This is a genomic window from Pontibacter rufus (genome assembly GCF_015694705.1).
Classification (GTDB): domain Bacteria; phylum Bacteroidota; class Bacteroidia; order Cytophagales; family Hymenobacteraceae; genus Pontibacter; species Pontibacter rufus.
On the sequence record NZ_JADQDR010000004.1, the window covers coordinates 271,983 to 294,600 of the forward strand.

Here is a 22,618-nt window from a genome sequence, read left to right on the forward strand (position 1 = left end):
ATTACGAATTATGAGTTACGCATTACGAATGATTGGCTGGTTCGGCCTTCCTTATTTTAACCTTATTGTATCCATTCAAGAATTCAGTTATTCAACATTAACTACGCGCTGCAGGGCACCCGTAGATCTGCAAAGTATAAACGCCAGTGCTGGCCATCGTACCCAAAGTGGAAACGGTACGAAGTATAAGTATGGAGCACCGACTGCTTCACCTGTCGCTGTAAATCCTGTACCTGTTTTTCCTGTTGCTTGCTCAGCCCGGCGTACTGCCACATATTATTTTGGCGGAAGGCGCTGCCATTGGTATAAAAGCAACCATCTTCAGCATAGCCGGAGCCGCCATTGTCCGTCATGGCGCAATCAAATTCCGGAAAATGCTCCCGCTGCTGTAGGTTACAGGCCTGCATCTGCGCGGCAATAGACACAAACGGCAGTTCCTGGTAACTGCGCTTCACCTCCTGCACCTGGCTGTAGTGAGTATAAGCCGGCACCGCACCAGGCTGTTCAATCAGCCAGAAGCCCTGCTTCGGGTCAATAAAAGCATTCAAGGCAGCAGTATCCTGCGCTTGCAGCGCCGCGAAAAACCTTTCAAAAGCAGCTTCAAAAGCAACAGAGTCAGTTGTACTTTTTGCTTCTTTAATCAGGCGCTCGTCCTGTGCGGCTTTGCCCGAATCTGTTCCCTCAGCGGAGAGGGTGCTGTTGTGTGTGCCACCCTGATCTGGGCGACAGCTGCTCAACACAAATATAATTCCGCTTAGCCAGAGATAGTAGCGCATCAGCAAAGATTTAATATTCCTGCAATACGTAAATACAGCTACAATGGGATGAGTTACAGGCTCAACCCTTGCAGAGGAGAGGCGTACTTTTAAATACGTTCATATTATACACTCATATTATACTTATCCAAGCTATGGCAAACTTTACTTTTAACGACAGTATCCGCATAGATGTAGGCGGCGTAACGCTCGACGGCGATTTAATAATACCGGAACGAGCGAAAGGAATAGTTATTTTCTCGCACGGCAGTGGCAGCAGCCGGCGCAGCCCCCGCAACCGGTTTGTGGCAGAACATCTGCAGCGGTCGGGTTTCGCTACGCTGTTGTTCGACCTGCTTACCCGCGAGGAGGACGAGGAACAGGACAATAGATTCAATATTCCATTATTCACGGAACGCCTGGCAGGTGCGACAAGGTGGGTGCAGGAAAATACAAAAGGGCTAAATATCGGCTACTTTGGTTCCAGCACTGGTGCTGCATCTGCTTTGAGCGCTGCAGCCGCATTCGGAGAAAATGTAATAGATGCTGTAGTGAGCAGGGGCGGTCGCCCGGACCTGGCAGATGCGGTACTACCTTACGTACATACTCCAACTTTGCTCATCGTGGGCGGCCTCGACAAACTTGTGTTAACCTATAACAAAAAGGCACAGGACAGGCTGCAATGTATAAAAGACCTGGTGATTGTTCCGGATGCTACCCATCTTTTTGAAGAGCCGGGTGCTCTGGAGATGGCCACACAGCTGGCTACCGACTGGTTCCGGAAGTACCTGGAGCCAACCAAACAACAGCCGCTGCATCAAAATCAGGCTTAACTGAATTTTAAATAAATGAACAGGTAAGTAAGCGGACAAAATGAATCACTCATTTAAATCCTTCATTGTGAGTATAAAACACCAATCATCAGGTATAAGTTAATATCAAAATCTTATATCTAATCCCCGGTGGCCAGGATATTCCATTTGGATTTGTACCCTTTTACTTAACAACCATTTCATCAGACTGTTTATTCAGTTATTTAAAATTAAAAGAACGCCTATGGAAATGCTGCAAAACAGAGAAGAAGCGGCACAACTGCTGGCAGAGCGGCTGGAGAAGTACAGGGGCCGGAAAGGCGTGGTGCTGGCCATACCGCGCGGCGGGGTGCCGGTAGCCGCCCCTATTGCCCGGCGTCTTGGTATGCCGCTGGAGATTGCGCTTTCTAAAAAAATCGGGCACCCGGCCAATTCTGAGTTTGCCATCGGCTCCGTAAGCCTGGAGAGTGTGATAGTGGATGCGCGTGCTGACGTGCCGCCAACCTACATTGAGGCCCAGGTGCAGCGCATCCGCGAAAGCCTGCAACAGAAGTATAAACTCTTTATGGGCAACCGCCGGCACGTTGATTTAGCAGGCAGGGTTGTAATTATTGTAGACGATGGCATTGCCACGGGCAAAACGCTGCTGGCCATCGTAGAACTGGTGCAAAAGCAACAGCCGCAGCAGGTAGTAGTAGCTGTGCCTGTCGCACCGTTTGCTGCCATCGATAAGCTGAGAAGTATGGTAGATGAGGTGGTCTGCCTGCTGATTCCGCCATTCTTTCAATCAGTAGGGCAGTTTTACCGCAAGTTTGAACAGGTAAGTGACGAAGAAGTTATCAAGCTGCTACAGCAGCATGCAGCATAAAGCCGCTATACTTACATCAGGCGTTGCAAACATGATTTTATACTTCAGATGTACCGGCATACGGTGATGCCTGCGTTATCACCTTACCTCGTTTATAGGCGGGGCTTCTTGTATTCATTAAAATCAAGTAAGGCAGTAAAGCCGCCATCTTAACTGGCGTATATAAAAAAGACACTTATATTTGCTACTGATACCCGTGCCCCTCAGTCAGAGGCAACATAACTTTAAACTAACTTAACAATATGACGACAAAGACAGCTAAAATTGTTTATACCATAACCGACGAAGCGCCAGCACTGGCCACCTACTCTTTTTTGCCCATCGTCGAAACCTTTACCCAGGCAGCAGGCATTGACGTCGAAACAAGAGATATTTCGCTTGGCGGCCGTATTCTGGCAATTTTCTCCGATAACCTGACCGAAGAGCAAAAGCAAAACGATGATCTGGCTTACCTCGGCGATCTGGCCAAAACACAGGAAGCCAACATCATCAAACTGCCCAACATCAGCGCCTCTGTTCCGCAGTTAACCGCGGCTATCAAAGAGCTTCAGGCCCAGGGCTACAACATCCCCGATTACCCGGCAGAGCCGAAGAATGACGCTGAAAAGGAAATAAAAGCGCGCTATGCAAAAGTACTGGGCAGTGCTGTGAACCCGGTTTTAAGGGAAGGAAACTCCGACCGCCGCGTGGCAGACGCTGTAAAACAATACGCCAGAAAGCACCCGCATACGATGGGCGCCTGGAGTGCAGACTCTAAAACGCATGTGGCCCACATGGAAAGCGGCGACTTTTACGGCAGCGAAAAATCGGTGGTGGTAGAGAAAGCCGGCGAGGTGAAGATAGAATTTGTAGGTGCTGACGGCACAACCAGAACACTAAAAGACAAGCTGAAGCTGACAGAAGGCGAAGTAATTGATGCTGCGGTAATGAGCAAAAAAGCGCTGCGCTCCTTTTTGGAAAAGGAAATTGCCGACGCAAAAGAAAAAGATGTATTGTTGTCTCTGCACCTGAAAGCGACTATGATGAAAGTATCCGATCCGATTATGTTCGGCCATGCTGTTACGGTTTTCTTTAAGGATGTATTTGAGAAGTATGCCGAGACTTTCGAGCAGTTAGGCGTAGATCCGAATAACGGTTTAGGTGATGTGTTTGCTAAAATCAAGACCTTACCTGAAGACCAGCGGGCAGCGATAGAAGCCGACATCAAAGCCGCTTACGCCAAAGGCCCGGCCCTGGCGATGGTGGATTCTGATAAAGGCATTACCAACCTGCACGTGCCAAGTGACGTGATTATTGATGCCTCGATGCCGGCAGCTATCCGTTCGTCCGGCAAAATGTGGGGTGCTGACGGTAAACTTCACGATACCAAAGCCATTATCCCGGATCGCAGCTATGCCGGTATTTACCAGGAAGTAATCGATTTCCATAAGAAGAACGGCGCTTTTGATGTAACCACCATGGGCACGGTGCCCAACATCGGCCTGATGGCCCAAAAAGCAGAAGAGTACGGCTCGCACGACAAAACTTTTCAGATAACCGAAAGCGGAACAGTGCGTGTGGTAGATGCCGCTGGGAACACCTTGCTGGAACACAAAGTAGAAGAAGGCGACATCTGGCGGATGACCCAGACCAAAGACCTGCCGATACAGGACTGGGTAAAGCTGGCCGTAACCAGGGCAAGGCTGACCAACACGCCAGCTATTTTCTGGCTCGACCCAAACAGGGCGCACGACGCCAACCTCATCAAAAAAGTAAAACGTTACCTCCAGGATCAGAACACCGAAGGGCTGGATATCCAAATCAAGTCTCCGGTGGAAGCGATGCGCTATACTCTGGAGCGTGCCAAAGCCGGCAAAGATACTATCTCGGTAACTGGCAACGTGCTGCGCGATTACCTGACCGACCTGTTCCCGATTCTGGAACTGGGCACGAGCGCCAAAATGCTTTCTATTGTTCCGCTGCTGGATGGCGGTGGTTTGTTTGAGACCGGCGCCGGTGGCTCTGCCCCGAAACACGTGCAGCAGTTTATGGAAGAAAACTACCTGCGTTGGGATTCGCTGGGCGAGTTCCTGGCACTTGCTGTTTCTCTGGAAGACCTTGCCCAAAAAACCGGTAATCAAAAAGCCGAGGTGCTGGCAGAGGCGCTGAACAAAGCCAATGCCGAGTTCCTGGAAAAAGATAAATCGCCGGCACGTAAGGTCGGTCAGATAGACAACCGCGGCAGTCATTTTTACCTGGCGCTGTACTGGGCACAAGCGCTGGCCGAGCAGTCTGAAGATCAGGAACTGAAGGATAGATTCTCAAAATTGGCCAAGGAGCTTTCAGAAAATGAAACGAAGATTGTAAATGAGCTGATTGCCGCACAAGGCAAAGCCGTTGATTTAGGTGGCTACTATCATCCGGATGCGGAGAAAGCTGCAAAAGCCATGCGGCCAAGCGAAACGCTGAATAAGATTTTGGCTGATTTCTAAAGGAGCCTATAGAAAAAGGAAAGGCTGTCTGAGATGATCTCGGGCAGCCTTTTTGTTTGCGGACAATTGAGGAGTGCTGCCATCCCCTATTCCCCTATGCGGTCCTCCCATGCCTCCCATGCCGCAAGTTTAGCGCCAGCGCAACTTGTGGCAGCAAAGACCGCTGCAAAAACAACCCCCTCCTGTTTTTAGGAGGGGCATCAGACGCTCGCAGGAGCTACACACGCTGCGAGGTCTTCTACATTCTCCAATACCTGCCATCCATACTACTTTCCCACTTATTTGCATCCCATTTATACTTTTGATTGTTGGTGATTTATCCCTAATTTTGCTGTCTAATTTATAAAAGAACAACACCATTATGGAACCAGCTGTAAATCAGCAGTATGTACCATCCGACTACCTGCCTATCCTGATTCAGTTTCTGGCCGCGCTGGGCTTTGTCGTTACTACCCTTATTGTTACCCACCTGATTGGCCCGAAGCGCAAGAGCGCCGTGAAAGATGCGCCCTGGGAAAGCGGCATCGAATCGGTAGGTGATGCCCGCACCCCTATCTCCTATAAATATTTCATGACAGCCATTCTGTTTGTGCTGTTCGATGTGGAAGTTATCTTCATGTATCCCTGGGCAGTAAACTTCCGAAGCTTTGGCTTAGACGGCTTTTTGCAGATGGTATTGTTTATGGGCTTGCTCCTGGCAGGCTTCTTCTACGTGCTTAAAAAAGGCATCCTGAAATGGGACTAGGACATTAAACTTTTACAGGCGGACTGATGTTCAAACTAGGATGCAAAACCGCATTTGTAGAGACAAACAATCCTTAACATGAGCGATACAAGTAAAGACATAAAAATAGTTGAGGCACCGGAAGGGCACGAAGGTTCAGGCTTTTTTGCTACCTCCCTGGAGAAAGTAATCGGGCTGGCCCGTAAGAACTCGCTGTGGCCGCTGCCCTTTGCCACTTCCTGCTGTGGTATTGAGTTTATGGCCACCATGGGCTCACATTACGATATTTCCCGCTTTGGTTCGGAGCGCCCCAGCTTTTCGCCGCGCCAGGCCGACCTGCTGATGGTGATGGGTACCATTGCCAAAAAAATGGCGCCGGTTGTAAAGCAGGTGTACGAGCAGATGGCTGAGCCACGCTGGGTAATTGCTGTAGGAGCTTGTGCTTCTTCAGGCGGTATTTTCGATACTTACTCGGTGCTGCAGGGCATTGACCGCGTGGTGCCGGTAGACGTGTACGTACCGGGTTGCCCGCCTCGTCCCGAGCAAATCCTGGACGGCCTGATGCGCGTGCAGGATTTGGCAGAACACGAATCGCTGCGCCGCCGCAACTCACCGGAATACCAAGCGCTTTTGGCCTCTTACAACATTAAATAAGCAATGGAGCTTACGAACGAAAACGTCCTCGGCAAAATTATTGAGCAGTTTGGGATTGATAACATCTGGGATGCTGTAAACCCGGACGGCATTATGACTTTCCAGACAAACCGCGAAACCATCATCCCGCTCATCCAATACCTGTACGACGACACGGAATTGCAGGTGCGCTTCCTGACGACCATGGCCGGTATCCATTATCCGGAGCAGAAGGATAAGGAGCTTTGCATGATGTACCAGTTACACAGCCTGCGCCATAATTACCGCCTGCGCATCAAAGTATACTTCCCGGCCACTGACCCGGTAATGCCGACACTGACGAACCTGTACGCTACGGCTAACTGGATGGAGCGCGAAGCTTACGACTTCTACGGCATTGTGTTTACGGGACACCCCAACCTTATCCGCATCCTGAATGTGGAAGATATGGAGTACCACCCGATGCTGAAGCAATACCCGCTGGAAGACCAGACCAGGGAAGATAAAATCGATACGTTTTTCGGGCGATAAGCCAAATTGCCGCGGGTTTATACTTGCGGCAGGCATTTTTAGAAGCAACTATGGCTACTGAAACAAAGACAATGAAATCTGACGGGCTGGAGCAGTTTGAGGCCAACCGCGACCTGAAACTTCATAACCCGGAAGACCAGAACCTGACCACGCTGAACCTGGGGCCAACGCACCCGGCTACGCATGGTATTTTCCAGAACATCCTGCAAATGGACGGTGAAAAGATTGTGTCGGCTGTGTCAACAGTCGGGTATATTCACCGTGCTTTTGAGAAAATAGCGGAGCACCGTCCGTTTTACCAGATCACGCCGCTGACGGACCGCATGAATTATTGCTCCGCGCCCATCAACAACATGGGCTATCACATGACGGTGGAAAAGCTGCTGGGCATTACCGTGCCGAAGCGTGCGCAGTACATCCGCGTGATTATGATGGAGCTGGCGCGCATCTCCGACCACCTTATCTGTAACTCCATACTTGGTGTGGATACAGGCGCTTTTACCGGCTTCCTGTACGTGTTTCAGGAGCGTGAAAAGATTTACGACATTTACGAGGAAGTATGCGGCGCCCGCCTGACGACCAACATGGGCCGCATCGGGGGCATGGAGCGCGACCTTTCGCCGAAAGCTATTTACATGATCGAGGAGTTCCTGAAGAACTTCCCGAAGGTGTTCAAGGAGTTTGAAGACATGTTTAACCGCAACCGCATCTTTATCGACAGAACAGAAGGTGTGGGTCCGATAACTGCTGAGCGCGCCATGAACTATGGCTTTACGGGCCCTAACCTGCGTGCCGCGGGGGTGGATTACGACGTGCGCGTGATGAACCCCTACTCTTCTTATGAGGATTTTGACTTTGAGATTCCGGTAGGCACCAACGGTGACACCTACGACCGTTTTATGGTGCGCAACGAGGAAGTATGGCAGAGCCTGCGCATCATCGAGCAGGCTCTGAAAAACCTGCCCGAAGGCTCTTACCACGCTGACGCCCCGCATTATTACCTGCCACCAAAGCAGGAAGTATACCGCAGCATGGAAGCGCTCATCTATCACTTTAAAATTGTGATGGGCGAGATTGACGCACCGGCCGGCGAAGTATACCACGCCGTGGAAGGCGGCAACGGCGAACTGGGCTTTTACCTGATCAGCGATGGCGGCCGCACACCGTATCGCCTGCATTTCCGCCGCCCTTGCTTTATTTATTACCAGGCTTACCCGGAAATGGTGGTCGGCTCTTCTTTATCAGATGCCATCGTGATTCTGAGCAGCATGAACGTGATTGCCGGCGAGCTGGACGCTTAATATTAATTCATATAACATTGGTGCGAAAACATCAATGACAAGTATAAAATGGCAGAGATTTTAAACGAAGTACAGTTTTCTGATGCGGCCATGGCCGAGATGCAGCGCTACATCAGCCACTACCCCGAAGGACGCCAGAAATCCGCCCTGCTGCCGATGCTGCACATTGCGCAGGCCGAGCTGGGCGGTTGGGTAAGTCCCGAGGCGATGGACAAAATTGCGGAGATCCTGAACATACAGCCGATTGAAGTATACGAGGTAGCCACCTTCTATACCATGTTCAACCTGAAGCCTGTCGGCAAACATGTGCTGGAAGTATGCCGCACGGGCCCCTGCTGCCTGCGCGGTGCCGATGAACTGATTGATACGCTGAAGCGAAAGCTCAACATCGAGGAGGGCGAAACAAGCGCCGATGGCATGTTTACCCTGAAGCCGGTAGAATGCCTGGCTTCCTGCGGAACAGGCCCGATGCTGCAGGTACGCGAGCTATTCTACGAGAACCTCGGCAGCGAACAGCGCGTGGACGAGTTCCTGGAGATGATGCGCCACAAAGAGCACGAAACGCCAACCTGGGCAAAGTAAATTTTGACCTTTTGACAAAAGCCGGTTTGACAAAAGACATCATCATCACATTATCTCTTTTGTCCTTTGTCACCAAATCCTTTGTCCATATAAAAGATAAACAATGGCTCGCTACCAGCAACAGTAGCGGCCAGCTATACATCCTGCTACAATGGGACTTAAAATATTAACCGAACATATCAACGTACCCGGCATCGAAACGCTGGAAGTATACCGTAAGCACGGCGGCTACAAATCTGTAGAGAAAGCCTTGAAAACGATGACTCCGGAAGAGGTGGTGGAAGAGGTAAAAACTTCCGGCCTGCGTGGCCGCGGGGGTGCCGGTTTCCCGACGGGTATGAAATGGAGCTTTTTGGCCAAACCTGAAGGAGTGCCGCGCTATCTCGTTTGCAACGCCGACGAGTCGGAGCCGGGCACTTTTAAAGACCGTTGGTACATGGAGAACAACCCGCATGCGCTGATCGAAGGGATGATTACCTCGAGCTACGCGTTGGGTGCCAACACCTCTTATATCTATATTCGTGGCGAACTGATGTTTGTGCTGCGCATCCTGGAGAAAGCAATTGCGGAAGCATACGCAGCCGGTTTGCTGGGCAAAAATATACTTGGTTCCGGCTATAACCTGGATCTGCATGTGGCGCCCGGTGGCGGTGCTTATATCTGCGGGGAAGAAACGGCTCTGCTGGAATCACTGGAAGGCAAGCGTGGCAATCCGCGCAACAAGCCACCATTTCCGGCAGTAAAGGGCCTTTTCCAAAGCCCTACGGTAGTAAACAACGTGGAGACTATCTGCGCGGTGCCCTGGATTGTGAACAACACCGGCGCCGAGTATGCTAAAATCGGTATCGGACGCAGCACCGGTACCAAGCTCATCTCCGCCAGCGGCAACATCAACAAGCCAGGCGTGTACGAGATTGAGTTGGGTGTACCGGTAGAAGAGTTTATTTATTCGGATGCGTACTGCGGTGGCATCTGGAAAGGCCGTGAACTGAAGGCCGTGGTGCCGGGCGGTTCGTCTGTGCCAATCCTGCCCAAGAACCTGATTCTGAAAACGGCAGCCGGCGAAGACCGCCTGATGTCTTACGAATCGTTATCGGACGGCGGATTTGTGACGGGCTCTATGCTGGGCTCGGGTGCCTTTATCGTGTTTGACGAGGAGCAGTGTATCGTGCGTAACACGTGGAACTATGCCCGCTTCTACCATCATGAGTCGTGCGGCCAGTGCAGCCCGTGCCGTGAGGGAACAGGCTGGATGGAAAAAGTGCTGCACCGCATTGAGTATGGCCACGGCCATCAGCAGGACATCGACTTGCTGGTAAGTGTAGCCAAACAGATAGAAGGCAACACGATTTGTCCGCTGGGTGATGCGGCAGCATGGCCGGTGGCCGCTGCTATCCGCCACTTCCGCGATGAGTTTGAGTGGCACATCAAATACCCGAAAGAAGCCACAGCGCCCGGTGCAGTGTACAGAGGCCAACTGGATGCGGTAACAGCTTAGTTTTAAAGACGCAAGTATCAAGATATAAGACTCAAGACTTTTCTGAGTTACGAGCACTTGCCTTGATAAGGAAATGCAGTAGTAAATAAATATCTTTCTTTTTGTCATTCTGAAAGAAACTTGGTCGATGGGAGATTAAGCAGATGCTACTCGCCAACAAGATCCTTACAGGATGACAATAGAGAGAAATATAATTTAGAGCATAGGAATGACAGAAGAAACAAAAGTCATTCCTGAGTAAAGTAAAAGATTACCATAAAATAACTTATTTGATTTGTAGCCCTGAAAAGGGATTAACATAAAAAGTTCATCGTTCTGTTTCTCACCCGAAAAACGAGCAACGAAATACGAACAACGATAATAAAATGGCTAAAGTAACAATTGACGGCATCGAGATAGAGGTAGAAGACGGAACTACCATCCTGCAGGCCGCTAGAAAAATAGGTGGCAAAGTAGTGCCGCCCGCCATGTGTTATTACGGACCGCTGAAAGGCAGCGGCGGCAAATGCCGCGTGTGCCTGGTAAAAGTAACACAAGGCTCCGCCAAAGACACCCGCCCCATGCCTAAACTGGTGGCTTCGTGCATCACGCAGGTGCAGGACGGCATGGTAGTAGAAAATACCACCAACGAAGAAGTACTGAACGCACGTAAGGGCATCGTGGAAATGCTGCTGATTAACCACCCGCTGGATTGCCCGATTTGCGACCAGGCCGGTGAGTGCAAGCTGCAGGATTTATCCTATGAGCACGGCGTAAGTTCCATCCGGTACGAAGAGGAACGCCGTACCTTCAACAAAGTTGACCTGGGCCCTTACATCCAGCTGCACATGACACGCTGCATTCTGTGTTATCGTTGCGTACATGTGGCCGACCAGATTACGCCGGAACGCGTACATGGCGTGCTGGGCCGTGGCGATGCTGCTGAAATCGGTACCTACATCGAGAATGTGATCGATAACGAGTTTTCCGGCAACGTAATTGATGTGTGCCCGGTAGGCGCTTTAACAGACAAAACCTGGCGCTTTAAAAACCGCGTATGGTTCACCAAGCCACTGGATGCGCATCGCGATTGCCCGACCTGCTCCGGCAAGGTGACACTCTGGACGCGCGGCGATTCTGTACTGCGCGTTACAGCCCGCAAAGACCAGTATAACGAGAGTTTGGAGTTTATCTGCAACACCTGCCGTTTCGATAAGAAGGAAACAAAAGACTGGACGATTGAAGGGCCAACTCATATCGACAATGGTTCTGTTATCTCTGCCAACCATTACGAGTTGCCGGTGATCAACGTGCCGATTGTACCGAACTTACCTAAATCTACAACCAAAATACTGCCTGAGCAATCCTAATGGAATCTGTAGAACTAATATATAAAGCCGTTTACATCCTGGTTATCTTCGGCATTACGCTGCTGATTGCCACCTACTCTACCTATGCCGAGCGAAAGGTAGCCGCTTTCATCCAGGACCGTGTGGGCCCAAACCGTGCCGGTCCGTTTGGGTTGATGCAGCCGCTGGCCGATGCCGGCAAAATGTTCTTTAAAGAAGAATTTATACCTGCCAAATCGAACCGGATGCTGTTTATTATCGGCCCGGGCATTGCCATGATTGTAGCTTGCATGTCCAGCGCAGTTATTCCGTTTGGCGATATGCTCATAATTGGCGGTCGTGAGATTTATTTGCAGGCCATTGAGGTGAACATCGGCATGCTGTACATCTTCGGCGTGGTATCGCTGGGTGTGTATGGCCTGATGATTGGCGGCTGGGCTTCCAACAACAAGTTCTCGCTGCTGGGCGCTATACGTGCCGCTTCACAAAACATCAGCTACGAACTGGCCATGGGTATGTCTATCATCGCTATTCTGATGATGACGGGCTCGCTTTCTCTCCGCGAGATTGCAGAACAGCAGGCCGGTTTTAACTGGAATATCTGGTATCAGCCGCTGGGCTTCATCATCTTCCTGACCTGCTCTTTTGCCGAAACCAACCGTACGCCTTTCGACTTACCTGAATGTGAGACCGAGCTGATTGGCGGCTACCATACCGAATATAGCTCTATGAAACTGGGTTTATACCTGTTCGCAGAGTATATCAACATCTTTGTGGCTTCGGCGGTAATGGCGACTTTATACTTTGGCGCTTACAACTTCCCGTTCATGGAGAACCTGCGTGAGGCTTTCAGCGACCCGGTTGTAGGCAATAATGTGGTGACGCTGATAGGTGTGGCAGTAATGTTCGCAAAGATATTCTTCTTCATCTTCTTCTTTATGTGGGTGCGCTGGACGCTGCCGCGTTTCCGTTATGATCAACTGATGAAGTTGGGCTGGCAAATCTTGATTCCGCTCGCTATACTTAACATCCTGCTGACCGGTGGCGGTATTCTGCTATTCGACTAAAGGCTATTTATTTTAAACTATAGTACCGAAATTTGAATGTTGACAGGTAGCAGCCTGTTATACAAGTATAACACTGCAACCCGGCAATCATAAGGAAGACATACATGGAATCATTATCAAATAGAAGCAAGAAGCTCGAGAAGAAAGAGATGACTTGGGCGGAAAAGGCGTACCTGCCTGCTATAGCCCAGGGACTTGGCATCACGTTAAAGCACTTCTTCAGGAAAAAAGCAACGATACAATACCCGGAGCAAACGCGTGAGCGCAGCTCGGTATGGCGTGGCCTGCACGTGCTGAAGCGCGATGAAAATGGTGCGGAGCGTTGTACGGCCTGTGGCCTTTGCGCCGTAGCCTGCCCTGCCGAAGCTATCACGATGACGGCCGGCGAGCGCGTGAAGGGCGAAGAGCACCTGTACCGCGAAGAGAAGTATGCGGTAACCTACGAGGTGAACATGCTACGCTGCATCTTCTGCGGCCTGTGCGAGGAAGCCTGCCCGAAAGCCGCTATTTTTCTGCAGGATGATAAACTTGCACCGGCCCGCTACGAGCGCGACGAATTTATTTATGGCAAAGACCGTTTGGTAGAGCCCTTGAAAACCACTGAAACAAAATAATCCCGATGACCGAGAGCCTGTTTTATTTTCTTGCTTCGCTCACGCTGCTGTGCGCCCTGATGGTGGTAATTTCCAGGAACCCTGTGCATAGCGTGCTGTTCCTGATCATCACGTTCTTTACCATTTCCGGCCACTACATTCTGCTGAATGCGCAGTTCCTGGCTGCCGTAAACATTATTGTGTATGCAGGCGCTATCATGGTGCTTTTCCTCTTTGTGATTATGTTCCTGAACATGAACAAGGATTCGGAAAGCCGTGTGAAGACCTCCACGCTCAGCAAATTTGCCGGTACCATTGCCGGTGGTCTGCTGTTCGTGATTATGGTCGCTGCTGTAAAAGATACTACTATAGCTGGCTACAACGCCGATACGTTTACCTCGCAGACAGGTATGGTCGAAACCTTAGGCGCTGTATTGTTTACACAGTACCTGCTGCCATTTGAACTGGCCTCCGTGCTGTTCCTGGTAGCAATGGTGGGCGCCGTGATGCTGGGCAAGAAAGAAGCAGGCGAACAGCATTTTTAAGATTATCCAAGGCAAAGCAGCCTGGCACAAGCGGACGCTTGCGCCAGCTAAAGCCATAAAAAAGCCGGTGCCAATGTGCCGGCTTTTTCATGGCTTTGCCGGTAACCGTGGGCGGAGCGTTACTTCCAGCAATTCCGAATGGCCCTGATCATCATCTGACACCAGTATGGCCTTATACCCGCCACTTTCATCCTTTGCCTGCACCACCACCGACTCTGCTTTGCCGGTATACATGGTGCCATCGGCATTCTTTAATTGCACGGCAGCCACCTCCAGCGGGTTGGCAGCATCACCGGCCCGGCCCAAAGTATAAAGCGGAATAAACCCGACAAAGCTACCGAGCACTTCGCCATCATCCACCGCATTCAGCGTACGCTCAATCGAAGCAGAAAAGAAAAGCTTGTCATCATAAATGCAGGCGCCTGAAAGACCCGCTTCGTAAGGCCCGATTTGCGGCAACCTGATGTAAAAAGCTGCCGCGACCGGGAGATCTCCCTCTTCCATCAGATAACGCAGAAACTCCTCTTTTTTAAACCGGAAAATAGTGTTTACACCAGCCGCCAGGCGGCGCTGCAGCAGGTAAAAGTGTGTGTCATCGGCGGCCAGGCCTTCAATGTTCAGCACTTCGCTGCTTGCCTGACGCGCCAGTATTTTTTGCAGAAAAGTATAAAAGGTACTGATATCCACGGCCCGTACTTCTTTGGCGTCTGGCTGCCGCACTATAAAAGCTTTGTTGCGGTTAGCGGTGGCGCCCGAGCCAAGCAGCAGCAGGTAATCGGCATCTTTATACCTGAACTGTGCCATACTTTCCAGGTCAGCCTTCTCTAGTTTCGGAATGCGGCCGCCGGCAAAACTGGTAGTATCGAACAGCGGCGTCTTTTCTACTAAAGTATAGCTGGCATCCAGCAGGTATAAATACGGCGAATCATCCCCCACCACATAATAACCTATGCCCGCCGACTCGATACCGGAAGCAGAAGGCAGGTTCTGATAAAACACCTTCTGCGCCACCACGGCTTCCATATCCTCCACAGAAAGCGAGCTTGTTGGTGTCGTTTTTTGCTGGCAGCCAGCAATTGTAGTAACAGAAAGAAGTGCAACCATTGTATTTTTGAATTTCATAGATTTTGTTGTAGGTATAACCCGTAATACGTGAAGTATGAAAGCCTGAATAAAATTGATTAAATTCCTGCTGGTTTAAGCCGTTCTGACAGTTAGCCGGGCGCCCGCGCAGGCTGTGCACGCAGCAATGCCCTTAGCGGAGCATAAATGCGGATTATAATTCAACCATGAATTTGCGTGCCTGTTCTGCAATCTTCAGGGGTTTGAAAAACACGGCAAGCAGCTGCGCCAATAGCTGACGAATTGGTCAATGGCAGGGGCGCTGTCTATACTTCACAGCCTATGCTTGTACCTGCTCCTGAAGAAAGCAGCCGTTATACCTCACAGCAAAACTATCAGCATCAAGAAGAATAGAAATATGTTATGGATTTATAAAAAATGAGGATAACTTTGCGACTTGCTTAATGGATTGTAATTTACATATATAATACGTTCAGGCCCACTTACCATGAACCAGATACCTGATATCATCAGAACCATTCCGCTTAACTATTATTTATACTTCAGCACAGCCCTTTTTATTATTGGTGTAATTGGCGTGCTGATCCGGCGCAACGCTATCGTGATTTTTATGTGCGTAGAGCTGATGCTGAATGCCGTAAACCTGCTGCTGACGGCTATTGCCTCTTACCGCGCCGACACCAACGGACAGGTATTTGTATTCTTTATTATGGCGGTAGCGGCCGCTGAAGTATGCGTAGGGCTGGCCATTATTGTGATGACTTACCGCAATACACGCTCCACAGATGTACAACTACTGAATAACCTGAAATGGTAGTTACCTCATTTTTCTTCCTGAACAGCTTATTAAACGATAAACATAGATGCAAGAGATAGTAATGCCCCGCATGAACCAGGACATGGCGCTGCTCTGTTTGCTTATTCCGCTGCTGCCATTCATCGGCTTTCTCCTGAACGGGCTGGGCAACCGCAAATTTTCCAAAGGCCTGGTGGGATTTATAGGTTGCAGCACCGTGCTGGTGTCTTTCCTGATATCCATCTACCTGTTCCTCGATTTTAAAGCCAATGGCAGCCAGGCTTACACGGTAGATTACTACAACTGGATTTCGGCCGGCAGCCTCCGTATCGGTTTTTCCTTCCTGATTGATCAGCTCACGCTGCTGATGCTGTTGATGGTAACCGGCATTGGCTTCCTTATCCATTTATACTCGGCCGGCTACATGAGCCATGACGAAGGCATCGGCAAGTTCTTCTCGTTCCTGAACCTGTTCATGTTCTCGATGCTGCTGCTGGTGATGGGCTCTAACTACGTGATGATGTTCGTGGGCTGGGAAGGCGTGGGACTTTGCTCCTACCTGCTGATTGGTTTCTGGAACAAGAATACCAACTATAACAATGCCGCCAAAAAAGCCTTCATCATGAACCGCATCGGCGACTTAGGCTTTCTGCTGGGCATCTTCCTCATTTTTATCACTTTTGGCAGCGTAAGCTATCCACAGGTATTTGCCGAGGCCAGCAAACTGACAGGACTGGATACGCCGGTAATGATTGGCATTACGATGTTCCTGTTTATCGGGGCGATGGGTAAGAGCGCACAAATTCCGCTGTTTACCTGGCTGCCCGATGCGATGGCAGGCCCGACGCCGGTTTCTGCCCTGATACACGCCGCTACGATGGTAACGGCCGGTATTTACATGGTAATCCGCTCCAACGTACTCTTTATACTTGCCCCTACTACGCTGGAAGTGATTGCCATTATCGGTGCGGCTACGGCCCTGCTGGCAGCTACCATTGGTCTGGTGCAGAATGACATCAAAAAGGTGCTGGCTTACTCTACCGTTTCGCAGCTGGGCTACATGTTTCTGGCGCTGGGCGTGATGGCCTTCTCCTCTTCTATGTTCCACGTGCTGATGCACGCGTTCTTTAAGGCGCTGCTTTTCCTGGGTGCGGGTTCTGTGATTCATGCCATGAGCAACGAGCAGGACATGCGCCGCATGGGCGGTTTGCGCAAAGCGCTGCCTGTTACATTCATTACTTTCCTGATTGGTACGCTGGCCATTTCCGGTATTCCGCCGTTTGCCGGTTTCTTCTCTAAAGATGAGTTGCTGGCGCACGTATTCGAACATAACAAAATTTTGTGGGGCGTAGGCGTACTGGCATCTTTCATGACGGCTTTCTATATGTTTCGTGCTTTGTTCCTGACTTTCTTCGGTAAATTCCGTGGCCCCGAGGAACAGAAGCATCATCTCCACGAATCGCCTGCTGTGATGACGGTTCCGCTGATTGTGCTGGCCATACTTTCTACCATTGGTGGTTTCCTGGGCATTCCGGAAGTGTTTGGGGCAGAACATGTGCTGGGCGATTACCTGGCACCGCTTTATACTTATGCACGCAGCATCAACCCGGCAGCTTTTGAAACAGGTGCGGTTTCGCATGAACTGGAGTTTATACTTATGGCCGTTTCGGTAGGCGTGGCGGTACTGGCGATTATTATTGCCTACTTTATGTACATCAAAAAAGAGGAAGTGCCTGCTGAAGAAAATGCGCGTCTGGCTCCTGTGCACAACCTGCTATACCAAAAATATTATATCGACGAGTTGTATAACTCGCTGATCGTGCGCCCGGTAATGTGGCTCTCCAATGCTGTGCACCGCCTGGTGGATGTAATTGTGGTAGACGGTATTGTGAACGGCGTAGGCAGGATGGTTATACTTAGCGGCCGCACTTTACGGTATGCGCAAAGCGGCGCCATCGGGTTTTACCTGCTCGTGATGGTGTGCAGCATCGCTCTGATTTTATTTTTAAACTTCTTTATCGGATAAGGCTCTCAGAAGATGATTACAGCTCTATTACTTTTCTGGCCTGCCCTCGCTGCACTGCTGGTGTTGCTTGTAAAAGGACAAGGTGCCAAGAAAGTGGCTTTTATTGCAGCGCTTGTGGAGTTTGCCCTGGCGCTTTTCGCTACCTCGGTCTTTAACAGCCAGAGCGGCAGCTTCCAATTCGCGCTAAACGTACCGTGGGTGCCGAGCGCAGGCATCGGCTTTATCATCGGCATGGATGGTATCAGCCTGCTGCTGGTGTTGCTGACGACGTTTCTGGTGCCGTTGATTATACTTTCTTCTTTCAAGCACAATTACAAAGACCCAGGCGTTTTCTATGCGCTCATCCTGTTTATGCAGACGGGCCTTATTGGCGTGTTTGTCGCTTTGGATGCCTTCCTGTTTTACTTTTTCTGGGAGCTGGCGCTCATTCCCATCTACTTTATCTGCGCTATTTGGGGAGGTGAGCGCCGCATTCCGGTTACGTTTAAGTTCTTTGTGTACACGATTTTCGGGTCGCTCCTTATGCTGGCTGCTTTCGTGTATTTATACTTCCAGACCGGGGCCACAGCTACATCCGCCCATTCATCCAGCCTGCTGGCCTTTTATGATCTGGCGCTGAACAGCAGTGCACAGGGCTGGATTTTCTGGTTCCTGTTCATCGCTTTCGCTATTAAAATGCCCGTGTTCCCATTCCATACCTGGCAGCCGGATACTTACGCCGAATCTCCCGCACAAGGCACGATGCTGCTCTCGGGCATCATGCTGAAAATGGGTATTTACGGCGTGCTGCGCTGGCTGCTGCCGGTGGTGCCCCTTGGCGTAAGCCAGTGGACGGAAGTGGTGCTTATACTTTCCATCATCGGCATCGTGTACGCTTCTGTCATTGCCATCCGTCAGCGCGACCTCAAACGCCTGGTAGCTTATTCTTCCATTGCGCACGTAGGCCTGATTTCAGCAGGTATCTTCACTTTGAACGAACAGGGCCTGCAGGGCGGCGTGATTCAGATGCTGAGCCACGGCGTGGTGGTAACAGGTTTGTTCTTTATCATCGACATCATCTATAGCCGCACCAACACCCGCGAGATTGCGAGCCTGGGCGGCATTACGCAAACCACGCCGGCGCTTTCTATCTGCTTTATGGTGCTGATATTAGCTTCCATTGCGCTTCCGCTTACAAGTGGTTTTGTGGGCGAATTCCTGCTGCTGTCGGGTGTATACCAGTACAACGGCTGGATGGGTGCTGCGGCGGGTTTAACGATTATACTGGGAGCCGTCTACATGCTGCGCATGTTCCAGGGCGTGATGTTTGGTACAAAATCAGAAACGACCAACAGCTTTGCCGACCTGACTCTTAATGAGAAAGCCGTGCTTATTCCGCTGGTGGTGCTGGTGTTCTGGATTGGTTTGTTCCCCAACACGTTCCTGAGCATTTCGGAGCCGGCGGTGCATACCCTGCTGAATGTAATTAAGCGCTAAAAAGCGCTCGAATCAGGATAACGAGTTTTACAGGATATAAACGACATGACTTCAATCATACTTTTATCCATCTTCGGCATCATTAACCTCTTCGTGGGCTTTATGAAGTCAAAGCGGATATTGCTGCCTCTGTCGCTGCTGTTTCTGGCAGTAGTGTTTGGTGCCAACCTTTTTAGCTGGAACGAGGCGCAAAGCTATTTCAACCACATGCTCACCATCGACAACTATGCGGTGGCTTTTACAGGTATTATGGTTTTGGCTACGCTGCTGCTGCTCCCTTTCTCGCAACATTATATAGAAGAAGCGAACGAGAACCTGGCTGAATTTTACTCGTTGCTGTTGTTTTCGCTGGTAGGTGCCATTATGATGGTGAGCTACGAAAACATGCTCATGCTGTTTATCGGTATCGAGATTCTGTCTATTGCCATGTATGTGCTGGCCGGCAGCGATAAGAGACGCCTGCGTTCTAACGAAGCTGCGCTGAAATACTTCCTGATGGGCGCCTTTTTTACGGGTGTGCTGCTGTTTGGTATTGTGCTGATATACGGCGCCACCGGCTCCTTTTACCTGACTGACATTGCCGCCACTGCTGCCGTAAACGACGGCACAGTAAACGCCATGTTCACGCTGGGCCTGTTGCTGCTCGTGATTGGTATTTCCTTTAAGATATCTGCAGCGCCTTTCCACTTCTGGGCGCCGGATGTGTACGAAGGTACGCCTACGCTCTTTACCTCTTACATGTCTACAGTAGTGAAGATAGCGGGCGTGGCGGCTTTTTATAAGTTAATGGCTGCTGCTTTTGCCGCTTCTTATGCCGCCTGGTTTCCGACGCTTATTGCTATTACCGTGCTCACGCTGGTAGTTGGCAATATCGGGGCTGTGGTGCAGACAAACTTTAAACGTATGCTGGCCTACTCCAGCGTGTCGCACGCAGGTTATTTGCTGATGGCGCTGGTTGCCTTTAACGAGCGTTCAGATGCTTCCATCCTGTTTTACTCGCTCTCATACGCGCTGGCCACCATTGTTGCTTTTGCTGTACTACAGTATGTTTCAGAGCAGCGCAACGGCGACGAAACCTACGCCGCTTTTAACGGTTTAGGCAAAACAAATCCATTGCTGGCTTTTGCTATGACAGTGGCCATGTGCTCGCTGTCAGGCATTCCGCTTACAGCCGGCTTCTTCGGAAAGCTTTTCGTGTTCACCGCCGTTGTGCAGGATGCCAGGCTGATGTGGCTGGTAGTGGTTGCCGTACTGATGGCCGCTGTCGGTATCTACTATTACTTCAAAGTAGTCATTGCCATGTACATGCAGCCTGCCGCCGATGCCGCAAAAATCCGTATCGGCAGCTTCGCTTCGTTCATGCTGATTTTTATCACCGTATTTACCATCCTGTTAGGTATAGCGCCTGCACTGGTAAGCGATTTGCTGTAAAAGCGCTTCAAGTATAAATCAAAAGCGGCTGCCTTTAACCAAGGCAGCCGCTTTTGGTTTATAGCTTGCCAGACACTCGCAGGAACTGCGCACGCTGCGAGGTCTTTGATGCCACCTTCGCTCAACTCTGGGCGAGCGAAGGCGGGCAATTTATACTTCAGCTATACTTCCACAAACGCAAAAAAGCCTGCTTCCTTAATGGCAGCAGGCTCTCAGGTATAAGCTTAAAATTATTGCAGGCTCACAGTACAACCGGCCTTACCGTGGCAAATTCTTTAGGCGTATATGCAGTTCGTCCAGTTGGTCCTGCGAGATGGGCGAGGGTGCGTCTATCATTACATCACGACCTGAGTTATTTTTCGGGAAAGCGATGTAGTCGCGGATAGAATCGGAGCCGCCAAACAGCGAACAAAGCCTATCGAAGCCAAATGCAATGCCGCCGTGGGGCGGCGCGCCATACTCAAATGCATTCAGCAGGAAACCAAACTGCGCTTCCGCCTCTGCATTTGAGAAGCCCAGCAGGCGGAACATTTGCTCCTGCAACCTGCGGTCGTGGATACGGATAGAGCCCCCGCCCACTTCCACGCCATTAATTACCATGTCATAGGCGTTGGCACGCATGTTACCAGGCCGGTCGTCTATCAGTTCGATATCTTCTGGTTTTGGCGCTGTAAAAGGATGGTGCATGGCATGGTAGCGCTTGGTATGCTCGTCCCACTCCAGCAGCGGAAAGTCTACAACCCAGAGCGGAGCAAACACATTCTTATCGCGCAGGCCCATTTGAGAGCCCATCTCCAGGCGCAGTTCGCTCAGGGCTTTGCGTGTCTTATCTTTTGGCCCGGCAAGTATAAGCAGCAGATCACCCGGCCTGGCATCAAAAGCCCAGGCCCAGGCCTGCAGATCTTCAGCCGAAAAAAATTTATCCACCGACGACTTTATGCTGCCATCCTCCCCTACGCGGGCATACACCAGACCCGTAGCGCCCACCTGCGGGCGTTTTACAAATTCTGTCAGCTCGTCCAGCTGCTTCCGGGTATAGCCGGCCGCGCCTCTGGCATTGAAACCTACCACCAACTCCGCCTCATCAAACACTTTAAAACCGCGGTGCCTGGCCAGGTCGTTCAGTTCCACAAAACGCATATCAAAGCGCGTATCGGGTTTATCAGAGCCGTAGTATTGCATGGCATCGGCGTACGTCATGCGGGGCAGGCGGTCAATGTGGATGCCTTTCACCTCCTCAAACAGATGCCGGATCAAGCCCTCAAATCTTTTCAGGATGTCTTCCTGGGTTACAAAAGAGAGCTCGCAGTCTATTTGCGTAAACTCCGGCTGCCGATCGGCACGCAGGTCTTCATCGCGGAAGCACTTCACGATTTGGTAATACTTGTCGAAACCGGCTACCATCAGCAACTGCTTAAAGGTTTGCGGCGATTGCGGCAAAGCATAAAAGTCACCGGGGTTCATGCGGCTGGGCACCACAAAGTCGCGGGCGCCTTCGGGCGTGGATTTTATCAGCACAGGCGTTTCCACTTCAATAAAGTAATGGCTATCCAGGTAGTTACGCACGGCGCGCATCATGCGGTGGCGCAGTTCCAGGTTGTGGCGAACCGGCGCACGGCGCAGGTCCAGGTAGCGATACTTCATGCGCAGATCATCGCCGCCGTCGGTCTCGTCTTCAATCAGGAAAGGTGGTAATTTGGAAGGATTCAGCACCTCCAGCCTCGATACCTTGATTTCTATTTCGCCGGTAGGCATCTTATCGTTCTTAGAGAACCGCTCAATAACTTTGCCTACGGCTTTTACAACATACTCGCGGCCAAGGCTGCGGGCTTGGTCCAGCAAAGCGGGCGGCGTAATGCCCTCTTCAAAAGTAAGCTGCGTAATGCCGTAACGATCGCGCAGGTCAATCCAAAGCATGCCGCCTTTGTCGCGCAGGCGTTGTACCCAACCGGTAAGTATAACATCTTCGCCTACGTTGTAGATACGTAGTTCGCCGCAAGTATGAGTTCGAAGCATAGTATAATTTCTATTGATGTATGAGGCACAAATTTAATAAAATAAATAGCTTAGAAATGAGATTGCGCCGGCAGCCTGCATT

Annotated in this window: 20 protein-coding genes; 17 read left to right on the plus strand and 3 right to left on the minus strand. The window is 50.6% G+C overall.

Annotated elements, in window-relative coordinates:
- Positions 1-101 precede the first annotated feature (101 nt).
- Positions 102-776: a hypothetical protein gene (locus I2I11_RS09150; RefSeq protein ID WP_196267382.1), complete on the minus strand. Its 675-nt coding sequence runs from the start codon at positions 774-776 to the stop codon at positions 102-104.
- A 134-nt stretch (positions 777-910) separates the two neighbouring features.
- Here I2I11_RS09150 and I2I11_RS09155 point away from each other — a divergent pair, with 134 nt between their 5' ends.
- The 13 genes from I2I11_RS09155 (at position 911) to I2I11_RS09215 (ending at position 13,708) form a co-directional block, all read left to right on the plus strand.
- The gene (locus I2I11_RS09155; protein ID WP_196267383.1) at positions 911-1,588 is read left to right on the plus strand and encodes a dienelactone hydrolase family protein; all 678 of its coding nucleotides are present in this window, start codon (positions 911-913) and stop codon (positions 1,586-1,588) included.
- Between the two features lie 223 nt (positions 1,589-1,811).
- The gene (locus tag I2I11_RS09160; RefSeq protein WP_196267384.1) at positions 1,812-2,435 is read left to right on the plus strand and encodes a phosphoribosyltransferase; all 624 of its coding nucleotides are present in this window, start codon (positions 1,812-1,814) and stop codon (positions 2,433-2,435) included.
- Between the two features lie 242 nt (positions 2,436-2,677).
- Positions 2,678-4,906, plus strand: a complete 2,229-nt coding sequence (locus I2I11_RS09165) for an NADP-dependent isocitrate dehydrogenase (protein WP_196267385.1) — start codon at positions 2,678-2,680, stop codon at positions 4,904-4,906.
- A gap of 361 nt (positions 4,907-5,267) precedes the next feature.
- Positions 5,268-5,651, plus strand: a complete 384-nt coding sequence (locus I2I11_RS09170) for an NADH-quinone oxidoreductase subunit A (protein WP_196267386.1) — start codon at positions 5,268-5,270, stop codon at positions 5,649-5,651.
- Between the two features lie 78 nt (positions 5,652-5,729).
- Positions 5,730-6,284 (plus strand): NADH-quinone oxidoreductase subunit B, encoded by a 555-nt coding sequence (locus I2I11_RS09175; protein WP_196267387.1) that lies wholly within the window; start codon positions 5,730-5,732, stop codon positions 6,282-6,284.
- Positions 6,285-6,287: 3 nt separating this feature from the next.
- The gene (locus I2I11_RS09180; protein WP_196267388.1) at positions 6,288-6,794 is read left to right on the plus strand and encodes an NADH-quinone oxidoreductase subunit C; all 507 of its coding nucleotides are present in this window, start codon (positions 6,288-6,290) and stop codon (positions 6,792-6,794) included.
- 50 nt (positions 6,795-6,844) lie between these two features.
- Positions 6,845-8,095 (plus strand): NADH dehydrogenase (quinone) subunit D, encoded by a 1,251-nt coding sequence (gene nuoD / locus I2I11_RS09185; RefSeq protein WP_370582952.1) that lies wholly within the window; start codon positions 6,845-6,847, stop codon positions 8,093-8,095.
- Between the two features lie 48 nt (positions 8,096-8,143).
- Positions 8,144-8,677: an NADH-quinone oxidoreductase subunit NuoE family protein gene (locus I2I11_RS09190; protein ID WP_196267389.1), complete on the plus strand. Its 534-nt coding sequence runs from the start codon at positions 8,144-8,146 to the stop codon at positions 8,675-8,677.
- Between the two features lie 151 nt (positions 8,678-8,828).
- Positions 8,829-10,175 (plus strand): NADH-quinone oxidoreductase subunit NuoF, encoded by a 1,347-nt coding sequence (gene nuoF, locus I2I11_RS09195; protein ID WP_196267390.1) that lies wholly within the window; start codon positions 8,829-8,831, stop codon positions 10,173-10,175.
- A 365-nt stretch (positions 10,176-10,540) separates the two neighbouring features.
- Positions 10,541-11,524 carry an NADH-quinone oxidoreductase subunit G gene (locus I2I11_RS09200; RefSeq protein ID WP_196267391.1) on the plus strand — a complete coding sequence of 328 codons (984 nt, stop codon included), beginning with the start codon at positions 10,541-10,543 and terminating at the stop codon, positions 11,522-11,524.
- Entirely contained in the window at positions 11,524-12,570 is a 1,047-nt protein-coding gene (nuoH, locus tag I2I11_RS09205) for an NADH-quinone oxidoreductase subunit NuoH (RefSeq protein ID WP_196267392.1), read from the plus strand. The genes I2I11_RS09200 and nuoH overlap by 1 nt, the downstream gene beginning before the upstream one ends.
- 104 nt (positions 12,571-12,674) lie before the next feature.
- Positions 12,675-13,184 (plus strand): NuoI/complex I 23 kDa subunit family protein, encoded by a 510-nt coding sequence (locus I2I11_RS09210; protein ID WP_196267393.1) that lies wholly within the window; start codon positions 12,675-12,677, stop codon positions 13,182-13,184.
- Between the two features lie 5 nt (positions 13,185-13,189).
- A complete protein-coding gene (locus I2I11_RS09215; protein WP_196267394.1) occupies positions 13,190-13,708 on the plus strand; it encodes an NADH-quinone oxidoreductase subunit J family protein in 519 nt (172 codons plus the stop codon).
- An 87-nt stretch (positions 13,709-13,795) separates the two neighbouring features.
- Here the strand turns inward: I2I11_RS09215 and I2I11_RS09220 are convergent, their stop codons facing one another.
- Positions 13,796-14,830 carry a DUF6929 family protein gene (locus tag I2I11_RS09220; RefSeq protein ID WP_196267395.1) on the minus strand — a complete coding sequence of 345 codons (1,035 nt, stop codon included), beginning with the start codon at positions 14,828-14,830 and terminating at the stop codon, positions 13,796-13,798.
- 448 nt (positions 14,831-15,278) lie between these two features.
- On the opposite strand from I2I11_RS09220, the gene nuoK reads away from it, so the two are divergent.
- Genes nuoK through I2I11_RS09240 form a run of 4 tightly spaced genes read left to right on the plus strand, consistent with a single transcriptional unit; the run spans position 15,279 to position 20,520 of the window.
- Positions 15,279-15,608 carry an NADH-quinone oxidoreductase subunit NuoK gene (gene nuoK / locus I2I11_RS09225; protein WP_196267396.1) on the plus strand — a complete coding sequence of 110 codons (330 nt, stop codon included), beginning with the start codon at positions 15,279-15,281 and terminating at the stop codon, positions 15,606-15,608.
- A 46-nt stretch (positions 15,609-15,654) separates the two neighbouring features.
- A complete protein-coding gene (gene nuoL / locus I2I11_RS09230; RefSeq protein ID WP_230679998.1) occupies positions 15,655-17,613 on the plus strand; it encodes an NADH-quinone oxidoreductase subunit L in 1,959 nt (652 codons plus the stop codon).
- 12 nt (positions 17,614-17,625) lie between these two features.
- Positions 17,626-19,089, plus strand: coding sequence for a complex I subunit 4 family protein (locus tag I2I11_RS09235; protein ID WP_196267397.1), 1,464 nt, complete (start codon positions 17,626-17,628; stop codon positions 19,087-19,089).
- Positions 19,090-19,134: 45 nt separating this feature from the next.
- Positions 19,135-20,520 (plus strand): NADH-quinone oxidoreductase subunit N, encoded by a 1,386-nt coding sequence (locus tag I2I11_RS09240; protein ID WP_196267398.1) that lies wholly within the window; start codon positions 19,135-19,137, stop codon positions 20,518-20,520.
- Between the two features lie 258 nt (positions 20,521-20,778).
- Here the strand turns inward: I2I11_RS09240 and aspS are convergent, their stop codons facing one another.
- Positions 20,779-22,536 (minus strand): aspartate--tRNA ligase, encoded by a 1,758-nt coding sequence (gene aspS, locus I2I11_RS09245; protein ID WP_196267399.1) that lies wholly within the window; start codon positions 22,534-22,536, stop codon positions 20,779-20,781.
- Between the last annotated feature and the right edge of the window lie 82 nt (positions 22,537-22,618).

What these genes read in the sequence shown, in the direction of transcription:
- I2I11_RS09150 (WP_196267382.1), bottom strand. Translation starts at nt 776, where the DNA reads ATGCGCTACTATCTCTGGCTAAGCGGAATTATATTTGTGTTGAGCAGC.
- I2I11_RS09155 (WP_196267383.1), top strand. Translation starts at nt 911, where the DNA reads ATGGCAAACTTTACTTTTAACGACAGTATCCGCATAGATGTAGGCGGC.
- I2I11_RS09160 (WP_196267384.1), top strand. Translation starts at nt 1,812, where the DNA reads ATGGAAATGCTGCAAAACAGAGAAGAAGCGGCACAACTGCTGGCAGAG.
- I2I11_RS09165 (WP_196267385.1), top strand. Translation starts at nt 2,678, where the DNA reads ATGACGACAAAGACAGCTAAAATTGTTTATACCATAACCGACGAAGCG.
- I2I11_RS09170 (WP_196267386.1), top strand. Translation starts at nt 5,268, where the DNA reads ATGGAACCAGCTGTAAATCAGCAGTATGTACCATCCGACTACCTGCCT.
- I2I11_RS09175 (WP_196267387.1), top strand. Translation starts at nt 5,730, where the DNA reads ATGAGCGATACAAGTAAAGACATAAAAATAGTTGAGGCACCGGAAGGG.
- I2I11_RS09180 (WP_196267388.1), top strand. Translation starts at nt 6,288, where the DNA reads ATGGAGCTTACGAACGAAAACGTCCTCGGCAAAATTATTGAGCAGTTT.
- nuoD (WP_370582952.1), top strand. Translation starts at nt 6,845, where the DNA reads ATGGCTACTGAAACAAAGACAATGAAATCTGACGGGCTGGAGCAGTTT.
- I2I11_RS09190 (WP_196267389.1), top strand. Translation starts at nt 8,144, where the DNA reads ATGGCAGAGATTTTAAACGAAGTACAGTTTTCTGATGCGGCCATGGCC.
- nuoF (WP_196267390.1), top strand. Translation starts at nt 8,829, where the DNA reads ATGGGACTTAAAATATTAACCGAACATATCAACGTACCCGGCATCGAA.
- I2I11_RS09200 (WP_196267391.1), top strand. Translation starts at nt 10,541, where the DNA reads ATGGCTAAAGTAACAATTGACGGCATCGAGATAGAGGTAGAAGACGGA.
- nuoH (WP_196267392.1), top strand. Translation starts at nt 11,524, where the DNA reads ATGGAATCTGTAGAACTAATATATAAAGCCGTTTACATCCTGGTTATC.
- I2I11_RS09210 (WP_196267393.1), top strand. Translation starts at nt 12,675, where the DNA reads ATGGAATCATTATCAAATAGAAGCAAGAAGCTCGAGAAGAAAGAGATG.
- I2I11_RS09215 (WP_196267394.1), top strand. Translation starts at nt 13,190, where the DNA reads ATGACCGAGAGCCTGTTTTATTTTCTTGCTTCGCTCACGCTGCTGTGC.
- I2I11_RS09220 (WP_196267395.1), bottom strand. Translation starts at nt 14,830, where the DNA reads ATGAAATTCAAAAATACAATGGTTGCACTTCTTTCTGTTACTACAATT.
- nuoK (WP_196267396.1), top strand. Translation starts at nt 15,279, where the DNA reads ATGAACCAGATACCTGATATCATCAGAACCATTCCGCTTAACTATTAT.
- nuoL (WP_230679998.1), top strand. Translation starts at nt 15,655, where the DNA reads ATGCAAGAGATAGTAATGCCCCGCATGAACCAGGACATGGCGCTGCTC.
- I2I11_RS09235 (WP_196267397.1), top strand. Translation starts at nt 17,626, where the DNA reads ATGATTACAGCTCTATTACTTTTCTGGCCTGCCCTCGCTGCACTGCTG.
- I2I11_RS09240 (WP_196267398.1), top strand. Translation starts at nt 19,135, where the DNA reads ATGACTTCAATCATACTTTTATCCATCTTCGGCATCATTAACCTCTTC.
- aspS (WP_196267399.1), bottom strand. Translation starts at nt 22,536, where the DNA reads ATGCTTCGAACTCATACTTGCGGCGAACTACGTATCTACAACGTAGGC.